This is a genomic window from Paenibacillus sp. SAFN-054 (assembly GCF_051966755.1).
Lineage (GTDB): Bacteria > Bacillota > Bacilli > Paenibacillales > Paenibacillaceae > Paenibacillus_AQ.
The window spans coordinates 1-13,837 of record NZ_JBQCKS010000007.1; the positions used below are offsets into that span (position 1 = coordinate 1).

The window sequence follows — 13,837 nt, forward strand, 5'->3', positions numbered from 1 at the left end:
GGATGATCTCGCGGTCGGTTTCGTTACCGAAACCTGTATCTCACTCGTTGTTCAGTTTTCAAAGATCAAATTCTTTCGATTCAAGCCTCTTTCGAAGCTCTCTTTCGTTCACCACCGCATCTCAGCGGCGACTTTTATAATATATCATGTTAGCCACCAATTCGTCAAGCACTTTTTTTCGATCTTTTTTTCAACTCGACTTGCGAGCTTGTCGAATCCTCAGTTTTGAAAGCCTCTGAGGTTTAATGGGGCGAGTTATAATTTAACACAGATAACATTCGACAGTCAACCTTATTTTAAAAAGTTTGCGCAGCCCCATTACGGTTCCCCGAAATGCGGCATCTATGCACCGTAAAGGAAGCCCCCTTCCCTCCCGGCGCATAATGCGCATAACAGTTCGTTACTCAGCACAATAACGGATGCCCTGGCTGCCATACCTTGAAAACTCCGACCAAACCACCGTTTCCTTCACCAGAGACCTGTTGACCAGTTTGCGTATGACTTGCGGCAACTCGTTCTTCAGCATCCTCAGCTCGGGATGCATAATAAGCTCTTCAATGCTCCATGGTTGGGGTCTGCTCTTCAGGATCTGGAGCAGCAGGACCGAGCACTCGGCCATTTTCGACATGACTGAAAATTCGCAAGCAAGCAGAACCAGCTCCACGCGCTGACGGATTGTCTCCGTGCTCTGCGTTAATTCCTCGTATAGCTTGTGAATCGCCGTGTTCAGCTCTTTTACCTGTTCCCATACCGCTTTGTCAGGCAGGACACCCCGCTCGATGAGTTCAATCCGTGCCCAGTGCTTAAGCGAATCCAGCACGCATTGATAGGCATCGATGACATAACCTTCCTGCATGTAACGCTTCGCATCGACATAAATGCACAGAAACCGCGAGAACTCGTACAGCATTTTACGGTCTCGAAGAGGCTTATCAAATTCTATATAATCCCGACGCAGCGCAAAGAGTCTATCGCCTTGATCCTGGACAAGTTCACCTTCCATAAAACAACTGACCAAATCCCCTTTCTCGCCCGCAATCAGCAAGCGTTCAAGCGATTCAATCGAAACATGCAGCACTTGGCAGGGCTGGTCACCAATACGCGTATGCTCAACGGCCAGTTCGGTATCCTGCTCTTCATGCACAATGAGAACGATGAGATCGAAGTCATGAAGCAGGGTTCCATCAAATTTATGGGCTTCCAGACGACGATAAATAAGGGTACCGATGGCATCGACATCAACCGACTCTCCATAAAAAAAAGACAAATTGGACAAATCCATGTCTCCCTCCATGCATTCCTTGGCGAAAAGCGGCCAATTCAGTTATAATATACTTCTACATGTCCATGTAAGTTCCTTCTTTTTCAAATACAACTAATTGATGATAGGAGCTAGTGATCCATGATCTTTAAAACAGCAAAAATCAATGCTTTCCGCACGTGGGGCCTGATGCTGACAATGATTGGCATGGGACTCATGGTCCTCGGAACAGCCGGGATCGTCTTCTGGGGACAAGCCGGGAAAATCGTGGCAGCCATCGGGCTCGTCATCGGACTGATCTCCATGATGGGCAGCCTCGGTATTTATTTTTGGGCCGGTATGCTCTCCACGAGCGTGAAGTCGATCGAATGCCCGGAATGTCATAAACCGACGAAAATGCTCGGTAAAACGGACCGCTGCATGTTCTGTCGAACGATTTTGACGACGGACATTCAGCAGGCGAACATCACGGACGATGAACTCGAAGAACGCCAAAAGCTTCAGGAATCGCAAGCCACGCCGCAGTCGGCAACCCATCATCACTAGGTAAATAAAAAAAGGAACCGGCCCTCCTATACATAGGAAGACCGGTTTTTTAATATCCCATATGAGTGCCTTCGTAATTAGCTGGTAATATCCTTTAGCACATTCCAAGCTTCCTGCGTGCCAAAACTCCGCGTCCAAGCGGCCACTCCGCCTAGCTTCAGCTCTTTGGCCAGCTTCACTCTTTCCTTCAGCGAAGCCTGATCTTCAATCCATATCTTTTTCAATACGCCATCTTCCTTGTACTCGACGTAATTTTGCTTCACGTCTTCCAGATACTTCGGCTTTAGCTTCTTCTCTGTCAAAATTTCATTGACAGTTTTCATCCCTACCGCCTTCGAAGAAACCTTCGTCTTGCCGTCCTTCACTTCCTCGGACCAGATACGGGTATATAAAGGCACCGCCAGAATAAGCTTTTCAGACGGGACTGCGTCCTCCTCCAATATTTTGCGGACAGCCGCCTCCGTCCACGGCAGTGACGATACGGATCCCGCTTTCGGACTGGATGCCCAATGTTCATCATAGGCCATCAGCACGATAAAGTCCGCCGTCTCGCCCAGGGAGCGACGATCCAGGAAACGGGACCACATTTCACTTCCCGATTTTGGCGTCACGTCTACCGACACGATCAGCCCCATCGCCCTGGCAAGCGGCTTCAGTTCACGGACAAACTGCGATACATTCTCCCCGTCCTTCGTCTTCACGTTCTCGAAATCCAGGTTGATGCCGTCCAAATGATACAACTTCGCAAATTGCAGCGTCTGGTCAATCGTGTTCAGTCTCGTTTCGTATGTCGCCATTGCGCTTGATGTAATCTCCGGATCGAAACTGTTGTTTAAGAGCCCCCATACTTCCATGCCGCGGGCATGCGCCTTCGTGACATAGGCTGTATCCGCATTGCTCCGCACATTGCCTTGCCCGTCGATGATGCTGAACCATGTCGGGCTGACCACGTTAACTCCCGTGAGCTGATCGATGACGGAAGGGTCCGGTTTTTTCTGATATACGGCCTCCCATGCCAGATTGACCGGCTTGCCCTTCCAGCTTCTTTCTGCCTGAGTAGGCTCTTCGGGGATGGCGTCTACCGTTTTCTTCTCCCCTAGAGTCAACTTGGACTTCGGTACGTACCCCGCATATCCGTTATCCATTTGTACGAAATACCATGTATCTTCCGCAGCCCAGACCCTTAGGGAGGTCCCGCCAGGCATATCCGCTAAAATAGGCTCGTGCTTGGATGGCCCCTTCCGCAAAGATGTCTTGTCGTCCGCCGTCCCGTTCACCGTGGCCATCTGGACCGTGTCGCCTGCCTTCATGAGCAATACCGCCCCCGTGTCCGGGTCTTCGTGAACGGCAATGCCGTAAAGCTCCTTCAGCGGCTGAACCGGCATGTAGAGCAGGCTGTTCTTTTCTTCCGGGGCAAACCGGAGTTGAATGGGCTTATTATTCAATTGAGCTTTCTTTTCACCGGTCTGCAAGTGCATGACCTGAACCGGAGTCGTAAGAATCAGAGACTGCGTTCCCTTCTCATAGCGAATATTCGGATCGATGGACTCCTGAAGCACCGGAAGAGGCAGTTTAAGTTTTTCTCCGGAGCCGTCTGCCGGTTCCTCCAGCAGTTTCCCTTTTACAAATATAGGCTTGTCCAGCCCTCTCCAATCCGGCTTCTCATGCAGGGGATTCGGAAGAAGCTCCGTTACCGTCACGTAAGCACCGGCTGCAATCAGGCATAATCCCAGGACAATGGCAAAGCGCCGTTTCGCGCTTGAGCGTCTCCTGAATCGTCTACTTCTAGTCAAAGGCAAATCCTCCGTTAATCGTTCGAATTTTATTCTTTCTGAATATTAAAATAAAAAAACGCGAGGAATCCATTGCAGGAATCCGCACGTTTTAGCTAAACAGACTGAATGAAACGAATGTTTTCCACTGGATCAGGAAAAACTTCCTCAAGCTCACCATTTTGAGTTGTGCAAGTACAGGTTTAATTCGATTTGCAGCCGCTGCAAATACCGTATAGCTCCATGCGCAGCCCCTGAATTTGGAACCCCGTGCTCTTCTCAGCAGTATGCTCCACATCCTCCAGGGATGGATAACTGAAATCCTCGATCTTGCCGCACTTTTGGCAAATGACATGGAAGTGATCCGACACATTCGCGTCAAAGCGGCTTGAATTATCTCCATATGTCAGCTCATGAACCATACCGGCTTCAATCAGCATCTTCAAATTATTGTATACCGTTGCTACACTCATGCTCGGAAACTTAGGCTCGAGCGCACGATAAATCTCATCCGCAGTCGGATGGCTCATGGAATCCATGAGGTAAGCCAATATCGCATGACGCTGGGGCGTAATCCGAACACCATTCGTTTTCAGTTGTTCCAATGCATGCTCGACTCGCGTAGCCATCTTACCCACCGCCTTATTTAGAGAAAAATCTTGTATACTTTATTTTACGTTCATCATTTCTACTTTGTCAACGAAAGGACGCGGGATGAAAAAACTTGGAATTCGCAAAACGGCCCAGTTTCAATATTTGTTCACACTGAGATCGCTGTTTCCTTCGATATGGATGGTGTAATCTCCCAGACCTATCGTACCAATGATATTCTTTTTGTCCACCGTAAATTCAGGGAATTGGTTGCGGATATCGCCGTAACTGATCGTGCCGTCCATTTCGTAGCTTCCCGTTTCCGGCAGACTGACGATTAATTCTCCGACCGCGCTATAGATATCCCAATTGCCGCCTACAACGCTTGAGCGGGCAGTAATTCCCCCATTCAAGGATTCCGCCTTGAAATCCGAACGGATCTCGTCGACGTAAACATTTCCGTTCTTGGTGCTTGCATCAATGGTCCCTAAAGCTCGGATGACGGACAAATTCCCGACCTGCGTCGTGAGCTTGACGGCGTCCGAAACATCGACCGCCTGCATGTTCCCCTGATTGGTGTTTAAGTCAATCGAACCGTTTATGTTAAACGCGCTGACCTTTCCGTTCAGCGTGCTGCCTTTAATATCCCCGGAAACGTGATCCAGCCTCAGCTCCCCGCTCGCGGTTTCCATGGATATCTGTTTGATGGCATCCACATGCTGCAGGATGATGCTGCCGTTCATAGTGCGAAGCGACAAGTCGAAACGGCGGTCCTCCGGCAGCGTAACCGTCAAATTCATCCGCGGCTGCCTTTTGCCGGATTGGCCGTAGCCTTTGCCCTTGGTTTGAATCGTAATGGTGCTGTCCCCGCTGATTTCCAAGGCCGATTCCCGTCCCACCACCTCAGCCTCAGGTCCGGTAATCTGGTCAACCCAAATCTCCGCCTGAACGCCGATGTCGTTCACGGGCCCGCGCTGCACGACGATGTCCCCGTTTATGTTGTCCACGTTAATGTTCTTCGTATCCATCGTGACCGGGTAGGCGAGCATGTCTTTCCCGACGCTTTCGCCTTCCTGCTCGCTGTAATCCACGCCAGCTGCCGTCAAATTCAAGCTTACCTTATTCCATAAATGCAGATAATGCTTCTGCTCCGTCACGATGAACACGGAAGCCGCCAGCACGACGGCCAGGGAAACTCCGCGCAGATCCAATTGAAACCGGCGGCCCTTCCCCCCAGATTTGCGTGACAGCAAGAACAGCAGCAAATACTCAAGGCCCCAAAGCACGGCGATGAGCGGCCACCATTGCAGCAGGAGCAGCAGATGTTCGGTACCATGCAGCGCATCGTCAAGAAGCAGCACGCCTGTCGTGATCAGCAGCAGGACGGCCGTGAATCTTCCTACCCGCATTCTCCGTTTGCGATTCATGATATCCCCCCGTTCATCATGCGAATACGATCATCTCACGTTACCCTTTTCGGAACGGCGCTGGCTCCAAAGGATCCATATTTCACGGGAGCCAGCCCAAAGACCTGCCGCAACCAGCAAAACGGCAACCGTAATTTTACCGTAATGCTCCATATAAAACTGCAGCCAGCGCGGCTTTTGATAAAAAGCAAACATCAGCACGCCGCCGGCTATCAGCATAATGCCAAAAAAGGCGCTGCGCTCCACCGTGAAAGGATTCCGGTATGCACCCGGTTCAAGCGCTTCAACCTGACCGGACGTTCTGACCCGGCGATAAATAACGAAGTCCGCTGCTTGAAGCACATCGTAAACGTTGTAAAAGTAGGCTACCGGTATTACCAACGCCAGCAAAATCAATAAAGGCACATTGATCTGAATGCCGATAGACGAAAAGTAAAGAAGGGCCGAGGCGTCCAGAAGAAGCGTGAAAATAAACGCAATGCCTTTCCGGTACAAGCCAAGATATATGTGGCCAAGTCCAGGGCATATCGCCGCCAGAAGTCCGGCCGTAAATTTCCGTTTGCGGGAAAATAGGCGCCGGGTGCGGACTCCAGCCTTCGTCTTCCCGCGTTTGACATGAACCTTGCCCTCTGCCGTTTTCTCCAATCCGCCCGTTTCCGTGCTGTGCATCCTTCCAGCTCCTTTCCGCTTGTATATGACTATCACTGTTGAATGAGCGATGGAACTTCATGCGTTTAAGATCGTCGCTTAATCGTTTTCTATCACACGTGCTACCGATACCTATTACCGAGGTTAAGCAGTTTCGTTTTATTTGATAGTACCCTATATGGCAGGGTCAATAACAGGTAAATATCTGGATGATCCTCGTGCAAGCATTAAAAAACTCCCGGTTTCCGGGAGTTTTCAATGAGTGCTTTAATCAATGGAAACCATCGAAATCCCCTCGAGATTCCGGATGCGGGAAGCGAGCGCCAGCGGGTCGAAGGCCCTTTTGCTTAGCACGTTCAATGAGATTTCCAATGTGGTTGAAGGCGGCTGCAGCTCGCCATAGGGTACACTGCTGCGCTCGTTGACGACTGCTTTTTTGACAGCGATCCCTTCTCCCTCCAGTAAACTGGATATCGATTCCAGCAGCAAAGGGGCAGAGATGGCGTAAACCGTTACCAGGTGTAGCTTGCTGCCGCGGATATACCGCTGTTCCAGCTTGTTAAATACGACGAGCGTCAGCAAAATCAGCAGCGTCGCGGCAATCGAAGCAAAATAAAAGCCAGCGCCGATGGAGAGCCCGACAGCCGCGATGACCCATACGGAAGCTGCCGTGGTCAGGCCGGTGATCGATTTGCCCGTAAAAAGGATCGTACCGGCACCCAAAAAACCGACGCCCGTAATGACAGCCGATGCCAGCCTTGCGGGGTCAATTCGAATATTAACCTCATGAACAAACTCCGAAAAACCATAGATGGACAGCATGATAATCAGCGTCGAGCCCATGCAGACCAGAATATGCGTCCGAAGACCGGCTGCATGATTGGAACGTTCCCGCTCCAATCCGACGAGTCCACCCAAAAGAACGGACAACAGCAAGCGCAGCAATATATGCGTATTATCTATATACCATGGATCCGCCAAAAGCATATCTCTCCCTATTATGCAATCCGCAGCTTTAAGGCTGGGTTATGATCGTGATCAAACCTCTTTATTCTTGCGTCTGTGAAATGTCGTCAGTTCCACTCCCGGTGCGACTTCGAACGTATCGAAGGGCTCAAACCCGAATTTACGGTACAAGGCCACGGCCGGTTCATTCTTGGCGCCTGTAGACACGATAAACAGCGGAGTACCCGCATGGGCATCCAGCACATACCGGATGAGATTCCCGGCGATGCCTTTGCGGAAATGATCCGGATGAACCATCATGCGCATCAGCGTCAACGATCCTGGCGCTTCGGCTTTCGTCGCGACCGCTCCGAGCAGTTCGCCATCGTCTCCCAGGCATCCGTAAAACACCTCGCCGCAGTTTTTGAGCGTTTCGTGCGTATCCAGCAGCGGAGGAATATCATAAAAACCGATTTTTTCGGCCTCCAGCCGGTAGGCGATATGCTGCAGCCGCCAGATTTGATCCACCATGTCGTCATCCTGCAAGGAAAGCTTGGTGATCATAGGTCTCCCCCTTTTCAGGCTATACGCCTAAAATCCAAAAAAGAACAATAAAAGAAAAATGCCAATCGGACTAGGCCTGCATATCTTCATGAAAAAGGGGCCTGTCCTGTGGACAAGCCCCATGACCCGTTCCTATCGTTTACTTCATCAGTACTTCTTCGAGCAGCTTGTTCACGATCGCCGGATTGGCCTTGCCGCGGCTTTCCTTCATGACCTGGCCGACCAGGAAGCCGATCGCCTTCTGCTTGCCCGCTTTGTAATCCTCTACGGACTGCGGATTGGCCGCCACGACCTGCTCGACGATGGATTTGATTGCTCCTTCGTCGCTGATCTGAACCAGTCCCTTTTCCTCGACGATCTGCTGCGGAAGCTTGCCGCTCTCGAGCATCTCTTTGAAGACGGTTTTGGCGATCTTCGTGCTGATCGTCCCTTTCTCGATCAGGCCGATCATTTCACCGAGCCCTTGACCCGTAAGCTTCACCTCGGAAAACTCCAGGTTGCTGCTGTTCAGGTAGCCGAGAAGCTCGCCCATAATCCAGTTGGATACGGATTTGGCATCCTTCGTATACTTCAGGCTATCCTCGAACAGATCCGCCACGGGCTTGGAGGAAGTAATGACTTCCGCATCATAGCTTGGCAGGCCGTACTCGGAGGTATAGCGCTGTTTGCGCGCGTCCGGCAGTTCGGGAATCGTTGCTTGGATGCGGTCCTTCCACTCTTGGTCGATATACACTTTCACGAGGTCCGGGTCCGGGAAGTAGCGGTAATCATGCGCCTCTTCCTTGCCGCGCATCGACAAGGTCTTGCCCTGGGCTTCATCCCAGCGGCGGGTTTCCTGCACGACGACGCCGCCGTCATCCAGAATCTCGGCCTGACGGAATTCCTCGTACTCAAGCCCCTTCTGCACGCCGCGGAAGGAGTTCATGTTCTTCAGCTCGGCACGGATGCCGAATTCCTGCTGTCCGAAAGGACGGATGCTGATGTTCGCGTCGCAGCGCATCGAGCCTTCTTCCATTTTCACATCGGATACTTCGCAGTACTGCATAATCGCACGCAGCTTCTCCAGGTAAGCACGAGCTTCCTCCGGTGACGAAATATCCGGTTCCGAGACGATTTCCACGAGCGGCGTTCCGACGCGGTTAAAGTCCACGAGCGATGCATATCCACCGTCAACATGCGTCAGCTTGCCCGCATCTTCCTCCAGGTGCAGACGCGTGATGCCGATGCGCTTGGTTTTGCCGTCTACTTCGATGTCGATCCAGCCGTTCTGACCGATCGGCTGATCGAATTGGGAAATTTGATACGCTTTGGGCGAATCGGGATAGAAATAGTTTTTGCGGTCGAATTTGCTTACATCCGCGATTTCGCAGTTGATCGCCATCGCCGCCTTGACCGCGTATTCCACCGCCTGTTTGTTGAGCACCGGCAGAACACCGGGATGACCCAGGCAGATCGGACAGGTATGTGTATTGGGCGGAGCGCCGAACTCCGTCGAACAGCCGCAAAAGATTTTGGAATGGGTGCGCAGCTCAACGTGGACTTCGAGTCCGATGACTGTTTCGTATTTTGAAGATGACATGTCTTGCATTCCCTCCTTTTCCAGCCGATCCTACAGGTTTGGCCGCTGCTTATGGTATTCGGTATTCTGCTCGAAGGCTCCCGCCACCCGCAGCACCGTCGATTCGTCAAAAGCTTTCCCGATAATTTGCAGACCGACAGGCAGACCGTCCGCGAAGCCGCAAGGCACGCTGATGGCCGGCACGCCGGCAAGGCTCACCGGAATCGTCAAAATATCGTTCAAATACATCGTAAGCGGATCATCCACCTGGGCGCCCAGCTTAAACGCCGTCGTCGGAGCCGTTGGTCCGATAATGACGTCATAGCTCTCGAACACCTGATCAAAATCACGCTTGATCAATGTGCGGGCCTTTTGGGCTTTCAGGTAAAATGCATCGTAATAACCGGAGCTCAGGGCATACGTACCCAGCATAATCCGGCGCTTCACTTCAGGCCCGAAGCCTTGGCTGCGGGACTCATGGTACAGGTCCAGCAGATTGCCGGATTGTCCCGCACGCACGCCATACCGTACTCCATCGAAACGGGCAAGGTTCGAAGATGCTTCCGAGGAAGCCAGCAAATAGTAAGCGGCCACCGCATATTCGGTATTCGGCAGCGACACTTCTTCGACGACCGCCCCCATGCCCTCCAGCACCTTGAGGGCTGCCTGCACCTTCTCTTTGACGGCAGCATCGACGCCTTCTCCCATATACTCCATAGGTACTGCCACGCGCAGTCCCTTAATATCCCCGGTCAGCGCGCTTAAGTAGTCTGGAATCTCAACATTGGCAGAAGTCGAATCCATGGAATCATAACCGGCAATGGCCTGCAGGACATACGCGGAATCCTCCACGTTTTTCGTGACCGGTCCGATTTGGTCGAGTGAAGAGGCAAAGGCGACCAGACCGAAACGGGATACGAGGCCGTAGGTTGGTTTCAGGCCGACCACTCCGCAGTACGAAGCAGGCTGGCGAATGGAACCGCCGGTGTCCGAACCAAGGGCAAAATAAGCCTCGCCCGCTGCCACGGAAGCCGCGGAGCCGCCGCTTGAGCCGCCGGGAACGCGCTCAAGATCCCACGGATTATGCACCGGATGGAAGCTCGAATTCTCGTTCGAGCCGCCCATTGCGAACTCGTCCATGTTCAGCTTGCCGAGGGTCAACGCATCCGCTTCGCGGAGTTTGCGCATTACGGTCGCATCATACACGGGTTCGAAATTGGACAGGAACTGGCTGGCGCAGGTCGTGCGGATGCCCTCCGTCACGATGTTATCTTTAATTCCTGCCGGCAGGCCGAACAATAGTCCGCGCTGCTCGCCCGCAGCCAGCTTGTCGTCCAGGCGTCTGGCGGCGTTCTTGGCGCCCTCTTCATTCAACGTCAGGTAAGCGCCGATGCGTTCATCACGCTCAGAAATGACGCGAAACGCGTCTTCAACAAGCTCCAGGACGGACAGCTCCTTGCCGTGAAGCTTGCTATGTATTTCTTTCAGGTTTTGATTTAACAGGCTCAATTGCCGTTCCTCCTTTCAAATGGAAACTACCTATTCCAGCACCGCCGGAACCTTGAATTGTCCGTCTTCTTCTTCCGGAGCGTTCAGCATCACTTTCTCGATCGGAAGACTTTCACGCTCCACATCTTCGCGCATCACGTTGCTCACAGGCAGGACATGGGTCGTCGGTTCAACGCCCTCGGTGTCCAGTTCATTCAACTTTTCGGCATATTGTAAAATAGCGTTCAGCTGCTCCGTGAACATCTGCTCTTCATCCGCGCTCAAATTGAGCCGGGCAAGCTTGGCCACATGCTGAACGTCTTTATTGGTAATGCTCATCATTCATTTCCTCCTTATTCCTTCTTATGTTTAAAGGATTAAAGCCTCAGGATAACGTTTCTAATTATATTGTAGAACCTGTGACAATTCAATCCATCGATTTCGCTTCGATGACAGCAAAAAAGAGCCGGCACCAGGCCGACTCTTCTAAATCCAGGCTCGCAAATTCACTTGCTTGATAAATTCCGCCTGTGAAAGCACCTCAGGTGCTGTCTCTTCTTCTTCTTCCTGCTCGAGCTCGCCGTTCATAACTTGATGAAACAGCTTCTCGTTATATGTCGCAAGGGCGTAATCGATCAGCGCTTCCCGCGTGGTTATCTCCACTTCATGCTGAATGAGCAGTTCTTCAGGCTGAACGTCACCCGCTGGCACGAAAAAGTTCCGGTTTATCTTCGGTATCCGGATCACATAGTCAAACGCATTGTCCGGATTCCGGTCATAAGCAATCAGATAACCGTACTCCCCTATAGGAAGGTTCTGCTCAAAGGCGTCCGCGACGATTACTATCTTTTCCCCTAGTTGCAGCATCGTCTACCTCCTAGATGTCTGTCATTGTCTGTATAGTCTACTAAAAAAAAATAGGCCTGTCTACGGAAACACATAGAAAACAAAGCAAAAAGACACAATTCCTCGAAACGTCTCAAAATCCTTCCGTCCCGATCAATCAGCGCCAAAGGAATAAAAAGAACGCAAACCGGGATTAATCCACAGCTTGCGTGCTTCGCGAATGTAAATGTTACATTAAATTAACAACATTGTATCAGGGCCGTCACCGGTTGTCCAGCTTTTTTCCTCGATTTCTGTCGAGAAATCGGTTTAACGGGTCATCCGCTCAGGATACATAAGGATTATGGATCCGCTCGTACCCGATCGTCGTCTTCGGTCCGTGGCCCGGATACACCTTGACCTCATCCTTGAAGGCAAACAGCTTGTTCTGAATCGAATCAAGCAAGTCGCGTTCCCGTCCTCCGTACAGATCCGTTCTTCCGACGCCGAGCTTGAAGAGCACGTCACCCGAGAACAAATCCTCTCCACAGAGGAAGCTGACGCTCCCCGGCGAATGGCCGGGTGTGTGATATACCGTGAAGGTATGTCCGATCAACTCGAGCTTCTGTCCTTCGCCCAGACTGTATTCAGCCGGATCCGTCAGGAGCGGCGGCGTCACCTGCGGCCAGTTCAGCGATCCGTTCATTTTCGGATTTTCGAGCCATTCGGCTTCGAGATCATGCAGATAAACGGGGCAGTTTTTCAGCTTCCGGATTTCATCCACGCCGCCCATATGATCGAAATGAGCATGGGTCAACAGAATAGCCTCAATCTCAAGCGGCTGGATTTTCTTGATCAGGGCACCCGGATTCATCCCGGGGTCAATGATAACCGCGCGGCCGGGATCGTCGCCTGTCAGGAGATACGCATTCGTTTGCAGGGGTCCGAGGCAGAAGGTTTGAACGTTCAGCATTTGTCTAAAATCCCGAAATCAGTTCACGCAGTTCCTTGATGATGACTGCATGATGATCGGTTCCTTCCCCATAAGCTGCGATGAGCTCCTTGCGGCACTCCGCCATTTTCTCCTGATAGTCGGCCGCCTCGCGGTCCGGGTTCTCCTGCTTGAAGCGGACCATGATTTGCTGCACATGCTCGGGACGCGGACCCCACTTGCCAAGCACATAACCGCCGGTATCCGTAAAAATTACAACGGGAACGCTGCGTCCGCCCATCGTCAGGAACTGGTCCATCACGTCAAAGTTCTCTTCGAGGATCAACACCTCGGTAGGAATTTCAGCCGTTTCAAGCGCATGAAAAACGACAGGCACATTGCGGACCACATCGCCGCACCAATCCGCTGCCAATATGAGCACGCGCAGATCGTCCCTGAACTTCAGGCTGTCGAAAAATTCGCGGTCGCTTTCACTCTCCCAGCTGAACCGCTCGTAACCGGACTTGAACTCGTCCTGATTTTGGGTCATCCCTTCCATAAACTGCTGCGGGGAAATCCCCGTATCCAGTTTGTCCGCCAAATTTACGGCCATTTATTTCTTCCCCTTTCTGGACTTGGCTTTCACCATTTTGATCACAAAATACACAATTAACAGCGCAAGCGCAACGAGCAAAATCGGCGTAATGTACGGAGCTGCCTTCTCGTCGACATGCTCCCACTGGTCCCCCAGGACATAACCCAGGTAAACGAACAGCACCGACCATGGAATAATCGCCAGCGTCGTGAGCAGCGTAAAGCGCCACACATTCATCTTGGAGATGCCGGCCGGGATCGAAATGGCATGACGGACGACCGGAATGAAGCGCGCCGTAAAAATGACGCCCGTTCCATACTTGTTGAACCATTCTTCCGCGTAATCGATATGCTTTTTATGAATAAAGATATATTTTCCGTATTTCTCCAGCACCGGTCTGCCGCCGTAGCGACCAATCCAGTACACGAACAGCTGCGCGATCACGCCGCCGATAACGCCGAACAGCACCGCTCCCACAAAGTTGATATGCCCGGAGGATACCAGGAAGCCTCCGAAAGCCAGCACAATTTCGCTGGGAATAACCTCAATCATCAAGCCCAGCATGATTCCGAAATAACCCAGACTTTGAATCCATTGAAACAATTGACTGATGATATCCGATATAAAATGCACTCTGGCCCCTCTTTCTGTATGTACTTTTTCGTTCCTCATTCATCCTATACATC

At 51.6% G+C, this 13,837-nt stretch carries 15 protein-coding genes; 1 reads left to right on the plus strand and 14 read right to left on the minus strand.

Annotated features, from left to right (window positions below):
* Window positions 1-400: 400 nt before the first annotated feature.
* Entirely contained in the window at window positions 401-1,282 is an 882-nt protein-coding gene (locus ACTHPM_RS24610; protein WP_440397815.1) for a nucleotidyltransferase-like protein, read from the minus strand.
* A 120-nt stretch (window positions 1,283-1,402) separates the two neighbouring features.
* Between ACTHPM_RS24610 and ACTHPM_RS24615 the strand changes: the two genes are divergently transcribed.
* A complete protein-coding gene (locus ACTHPM_RS24615) occupies window positions 1,403-1,807 on the plus strand; it encodes a YgzB family protein (RefSeq protein WP_440397816.1) in 405 nt (134 codons plus the stop codon).
* 77 nt (window positions 1,808-1,884) lie between these two features.
* Here ACTHPM_RS24615 and ACTHPM_RS24620 read toward each other — a convergent pair whose 3' ends face one another.
* The 13 genes from ACTHPM_RS24620 to ACTHPM_RS24680 all read right to left on the minus strand — a co-directional run bounded on the left by ACTHPM_RS24620 (window position 1,885) and on the right by ACTHPM_RS24680 (window position 13,784).
* Window positions 1,885-3,606, minus strand: a complete 1,722-nt coding sequence (locus ACTHPM_RS24620; RefSeq protein ID WP_440397817.1) for a glycosyl hydrolase family 18 protein — start codon at window positions 3,604-3,606, stop codon at window positions 1,885-1,887.
* Between the two features lie 176 nt (window positions 3,607-3,782).
* Window positions 3,783-4,208 (minus strand): Fur family transcriptional regulator, encoded by a 426-nt coding sequence (locus ACTHPM_RS24625; RefSeq protein ID WP_440397818.1) that lies wholly within the window; start codon window positions 4,206-4,208, stop codon window positions 3,783-3,785.
* Between the two features lie 120 nt (window positions 4,209-4,328).
* The gene (locus tag ACTHPM_RS24630) at window positions 4,329-5,597 is read right to left on the minus strand and encodes a DUF4097 family beta strand repeat-containing protein (protein ID WP_440397819.1); all 1,269 of its coding nucleotides are present in this window, start codon (window positions 5,595-5,597) and stop codon (window positions 4,329-4,331) included.
* A 30-nt stretch (window positions 5,598-5,627) separates the two neighbouring features.
* Entirely contained in the window at window positions 5,628-6,266 is a 639-nt protein-coding gene (locus ACTHPM_RS24635; protein ID WP_440397820.1) for a hypothetical protein, read from the minus strand.
* A gap of 246 nt (window positions 6,267-6,512) precedes the next feature.
* Window positions 6,513-7,226 (minus strand): MgtC/SapB family protein, encoded by a 714-nt coding sequence (locus ACTHPM_RS24640; RefSeq protein ID WP_440397821.1) that lies wholly within the window; start codon window positions 7,224-7,226, stop codon window positions 6,513-6,515.
* Window positions 7,227-7,283: 57 nt separating this feature from the next.
* Window positions 7,284-7,754 carry a GNAT family N-acetyltransferase gene (locus tag ACTHPM_RS24645; protein WP_440397822.1) on the minus strand — a complete coding sequence of 157 codons (471 nt, stop codon included), beginning with the start codon at window positions 7,752-7,754 and terminating at the stop codon, window positions 7,284-7,286.
* Window positions 7,755-7,893: 139 nt separating this feature from the next.
* Window positions 7,894-9,333, minus strand: coding sequence for an Asp-tRNA(Asn)/Glu-tRNA(Gln) amidotransferase subunit GatB (gene gatB, locus ACTHPM_RS24650; RefSeq protein WP_440397823.1), 1,440 nt, complete (start codon window positions 9,331-9,333; stop codon window positions 7,894-7,896).
* A 30-nt stretch (window positions 9,334-9,363) separates the two neighbouring features.
* Entirely contained in the window at window positions 9,364-10,821 is a 1,458-nt protein-coding gene (gene gatA, locus ACTHPM_RS24655; RefSeq protein ID WP_440397824.1) for an Asp-tRNA(Asn)/Glu-tRNA(Gln) amidotransferase subunit GatA, read from the minus strand.
* Window positions 10,822-10,851: 30 nt separating this feature from the next.
* The gene (gene gatC / locus ACTHPM_RS24660; protein WP_440397825.1) at window positions 10,852-11,139 is read right to left on the minus strand and encodes an Asp-tRNA(Asn)/Glu-tRNA(Gln) amidotransferase subunit GatC; all 288 of its coding nucleotides are present in this window, start codon (window positions 11,137-11,139) and stop codon (window positions 10,852-10,854) included.
* A 147-nt stretch (window positions 11,140-11,286) separates the two neighbouring features.
* Window positions 11,287-11,667 carry an ATPase gene (locus tag ACTHPM_RS24665; RefSeq protein WP_440397826.1) on the minus strand — a complete coding sequence of 127 codons (381 nt, stop codon included), beginning with the start codon at window positions 11,665-11,667 and terminating at the stop codon, window positions 11,287-11,289.
* Between the two features lie 304 nt (window positions 11,668-11,971).
* A complete protein-coding gene (locus tag ACTHPM_RS24670; protein ID WP_440397827.1) occupies window positions 11,972-12,598 on the minus strand; it encodes an MBL fold metallo-hydrolase in 627 nt (208 codons plus the stop codon).
* A gap of 4 nt (window positions 12,599-12,602) precedes the next feature.
* Window positions 12,603-13,169, minus strand: coding sequence for a thioredoxin family protein (locus tag ACTHPM_RS24675; protein ID WP_440397828.1), 567 nt, complete (start codon window positions 13,167-13,169; stop codon window positions 12,603-12,605).
* Window positions 13,170-13,784 carry a DedA family protein gene (locus tag ACTHPM_RS24680; RefSeq protein WP_440397829.1) on the minus strand — a complete coding sequence of 205 codons (615 nt, stop codon included), beginning with the start codon at window positions 13,782-13,784 and terminating at the stop codon, window positions 13,170-13,172.
* Window positions 13,785-13,837 lie beyond the last annotated feature (53 nt).

Excerpts from the sequence above, each read along its gene's own strand:
- gatB (WP_440397823.1), bottom strand. The coding sequence starts at position 9,333 with ATGTCATCTTCAAAATACGAAACAGTCATCGGACTCGAAGTCCACGTT.
- ACTHPM_RS24670 (WP_440397827.1), bottom strand. The coding sequence starts at position 12,598 with ATGCTGAACGTTCAAACCTTCTGCCTCGGACCCCTGCAAACGAATGCG.
- ACTHPM_RS24635 (WP_440397820.1), bottom strand. The coding sequence starts at position 6,266 with ATGCACAGCACGGAAACGGGCGGATTGGAGAAAACGGCAGAGGGCAAG.
- gatC (WP_440397825.1), bottom strand. The coding sequence starts at position 11,139 with ATGAGCATTACCAATAAAGACGTTCAGCATGTGGCCAAGCTTGCCCGG.
- ACTHPM_RS24665 (WP_440397826.1), bottom strand. The coding sequence starts at position 11,667 with ATGCTGCAACTAGGGGAAAAGATAGTAATCGTCGCGGACGCCTTTGAG.
- ACTHPM_RS24645 (WP_440397822.1), bottom strand. The coding sequence starts at position 7,754 with ATGATCACCAAGCTTTCCTTGCAGGATGACGACATGGTGGATCAAATC.
- ACTHPM_RS24625 (WP_440397818.1), bottom strand. The coding sequence starts at position 4,208 with ATGGCTACGCGAGTCGAGCATGCATTGGAACAACTGAAAACGAATGGT.
- ACTHPM_RS24610 (WP_440397815.1), bottom strand. The coding sequence starts at position 1,282 with ATGGATTTGTCCAATTTGTCTTTTTTTTATGGAGAGTCGGTTGATGTC.
- ACTHPM_RS24675 (WP_440397828.1), bottom strand. The coding sequence starts at position 13,169 with ATGGCCGTAAATTTGGCGGACAAACTGGATACGGGGATTTCCCCGCAG.
- ACTHPM_RS24615 (WP_440397816.1), top strand. The coding sequence starts at position 1,403 with ATGATCTTTAAAACAGCAAAAATCAATGCTTTCCGCACGTGGGGCCTG.
- ACTHPM_RS24630 (WP_440397819.1), bottom strand. The coding sequence starts at position 5,597 with ATGAATCGCAAACGGAGAATGCGGGTAGGAAGATTCACGGCCGTCCTG.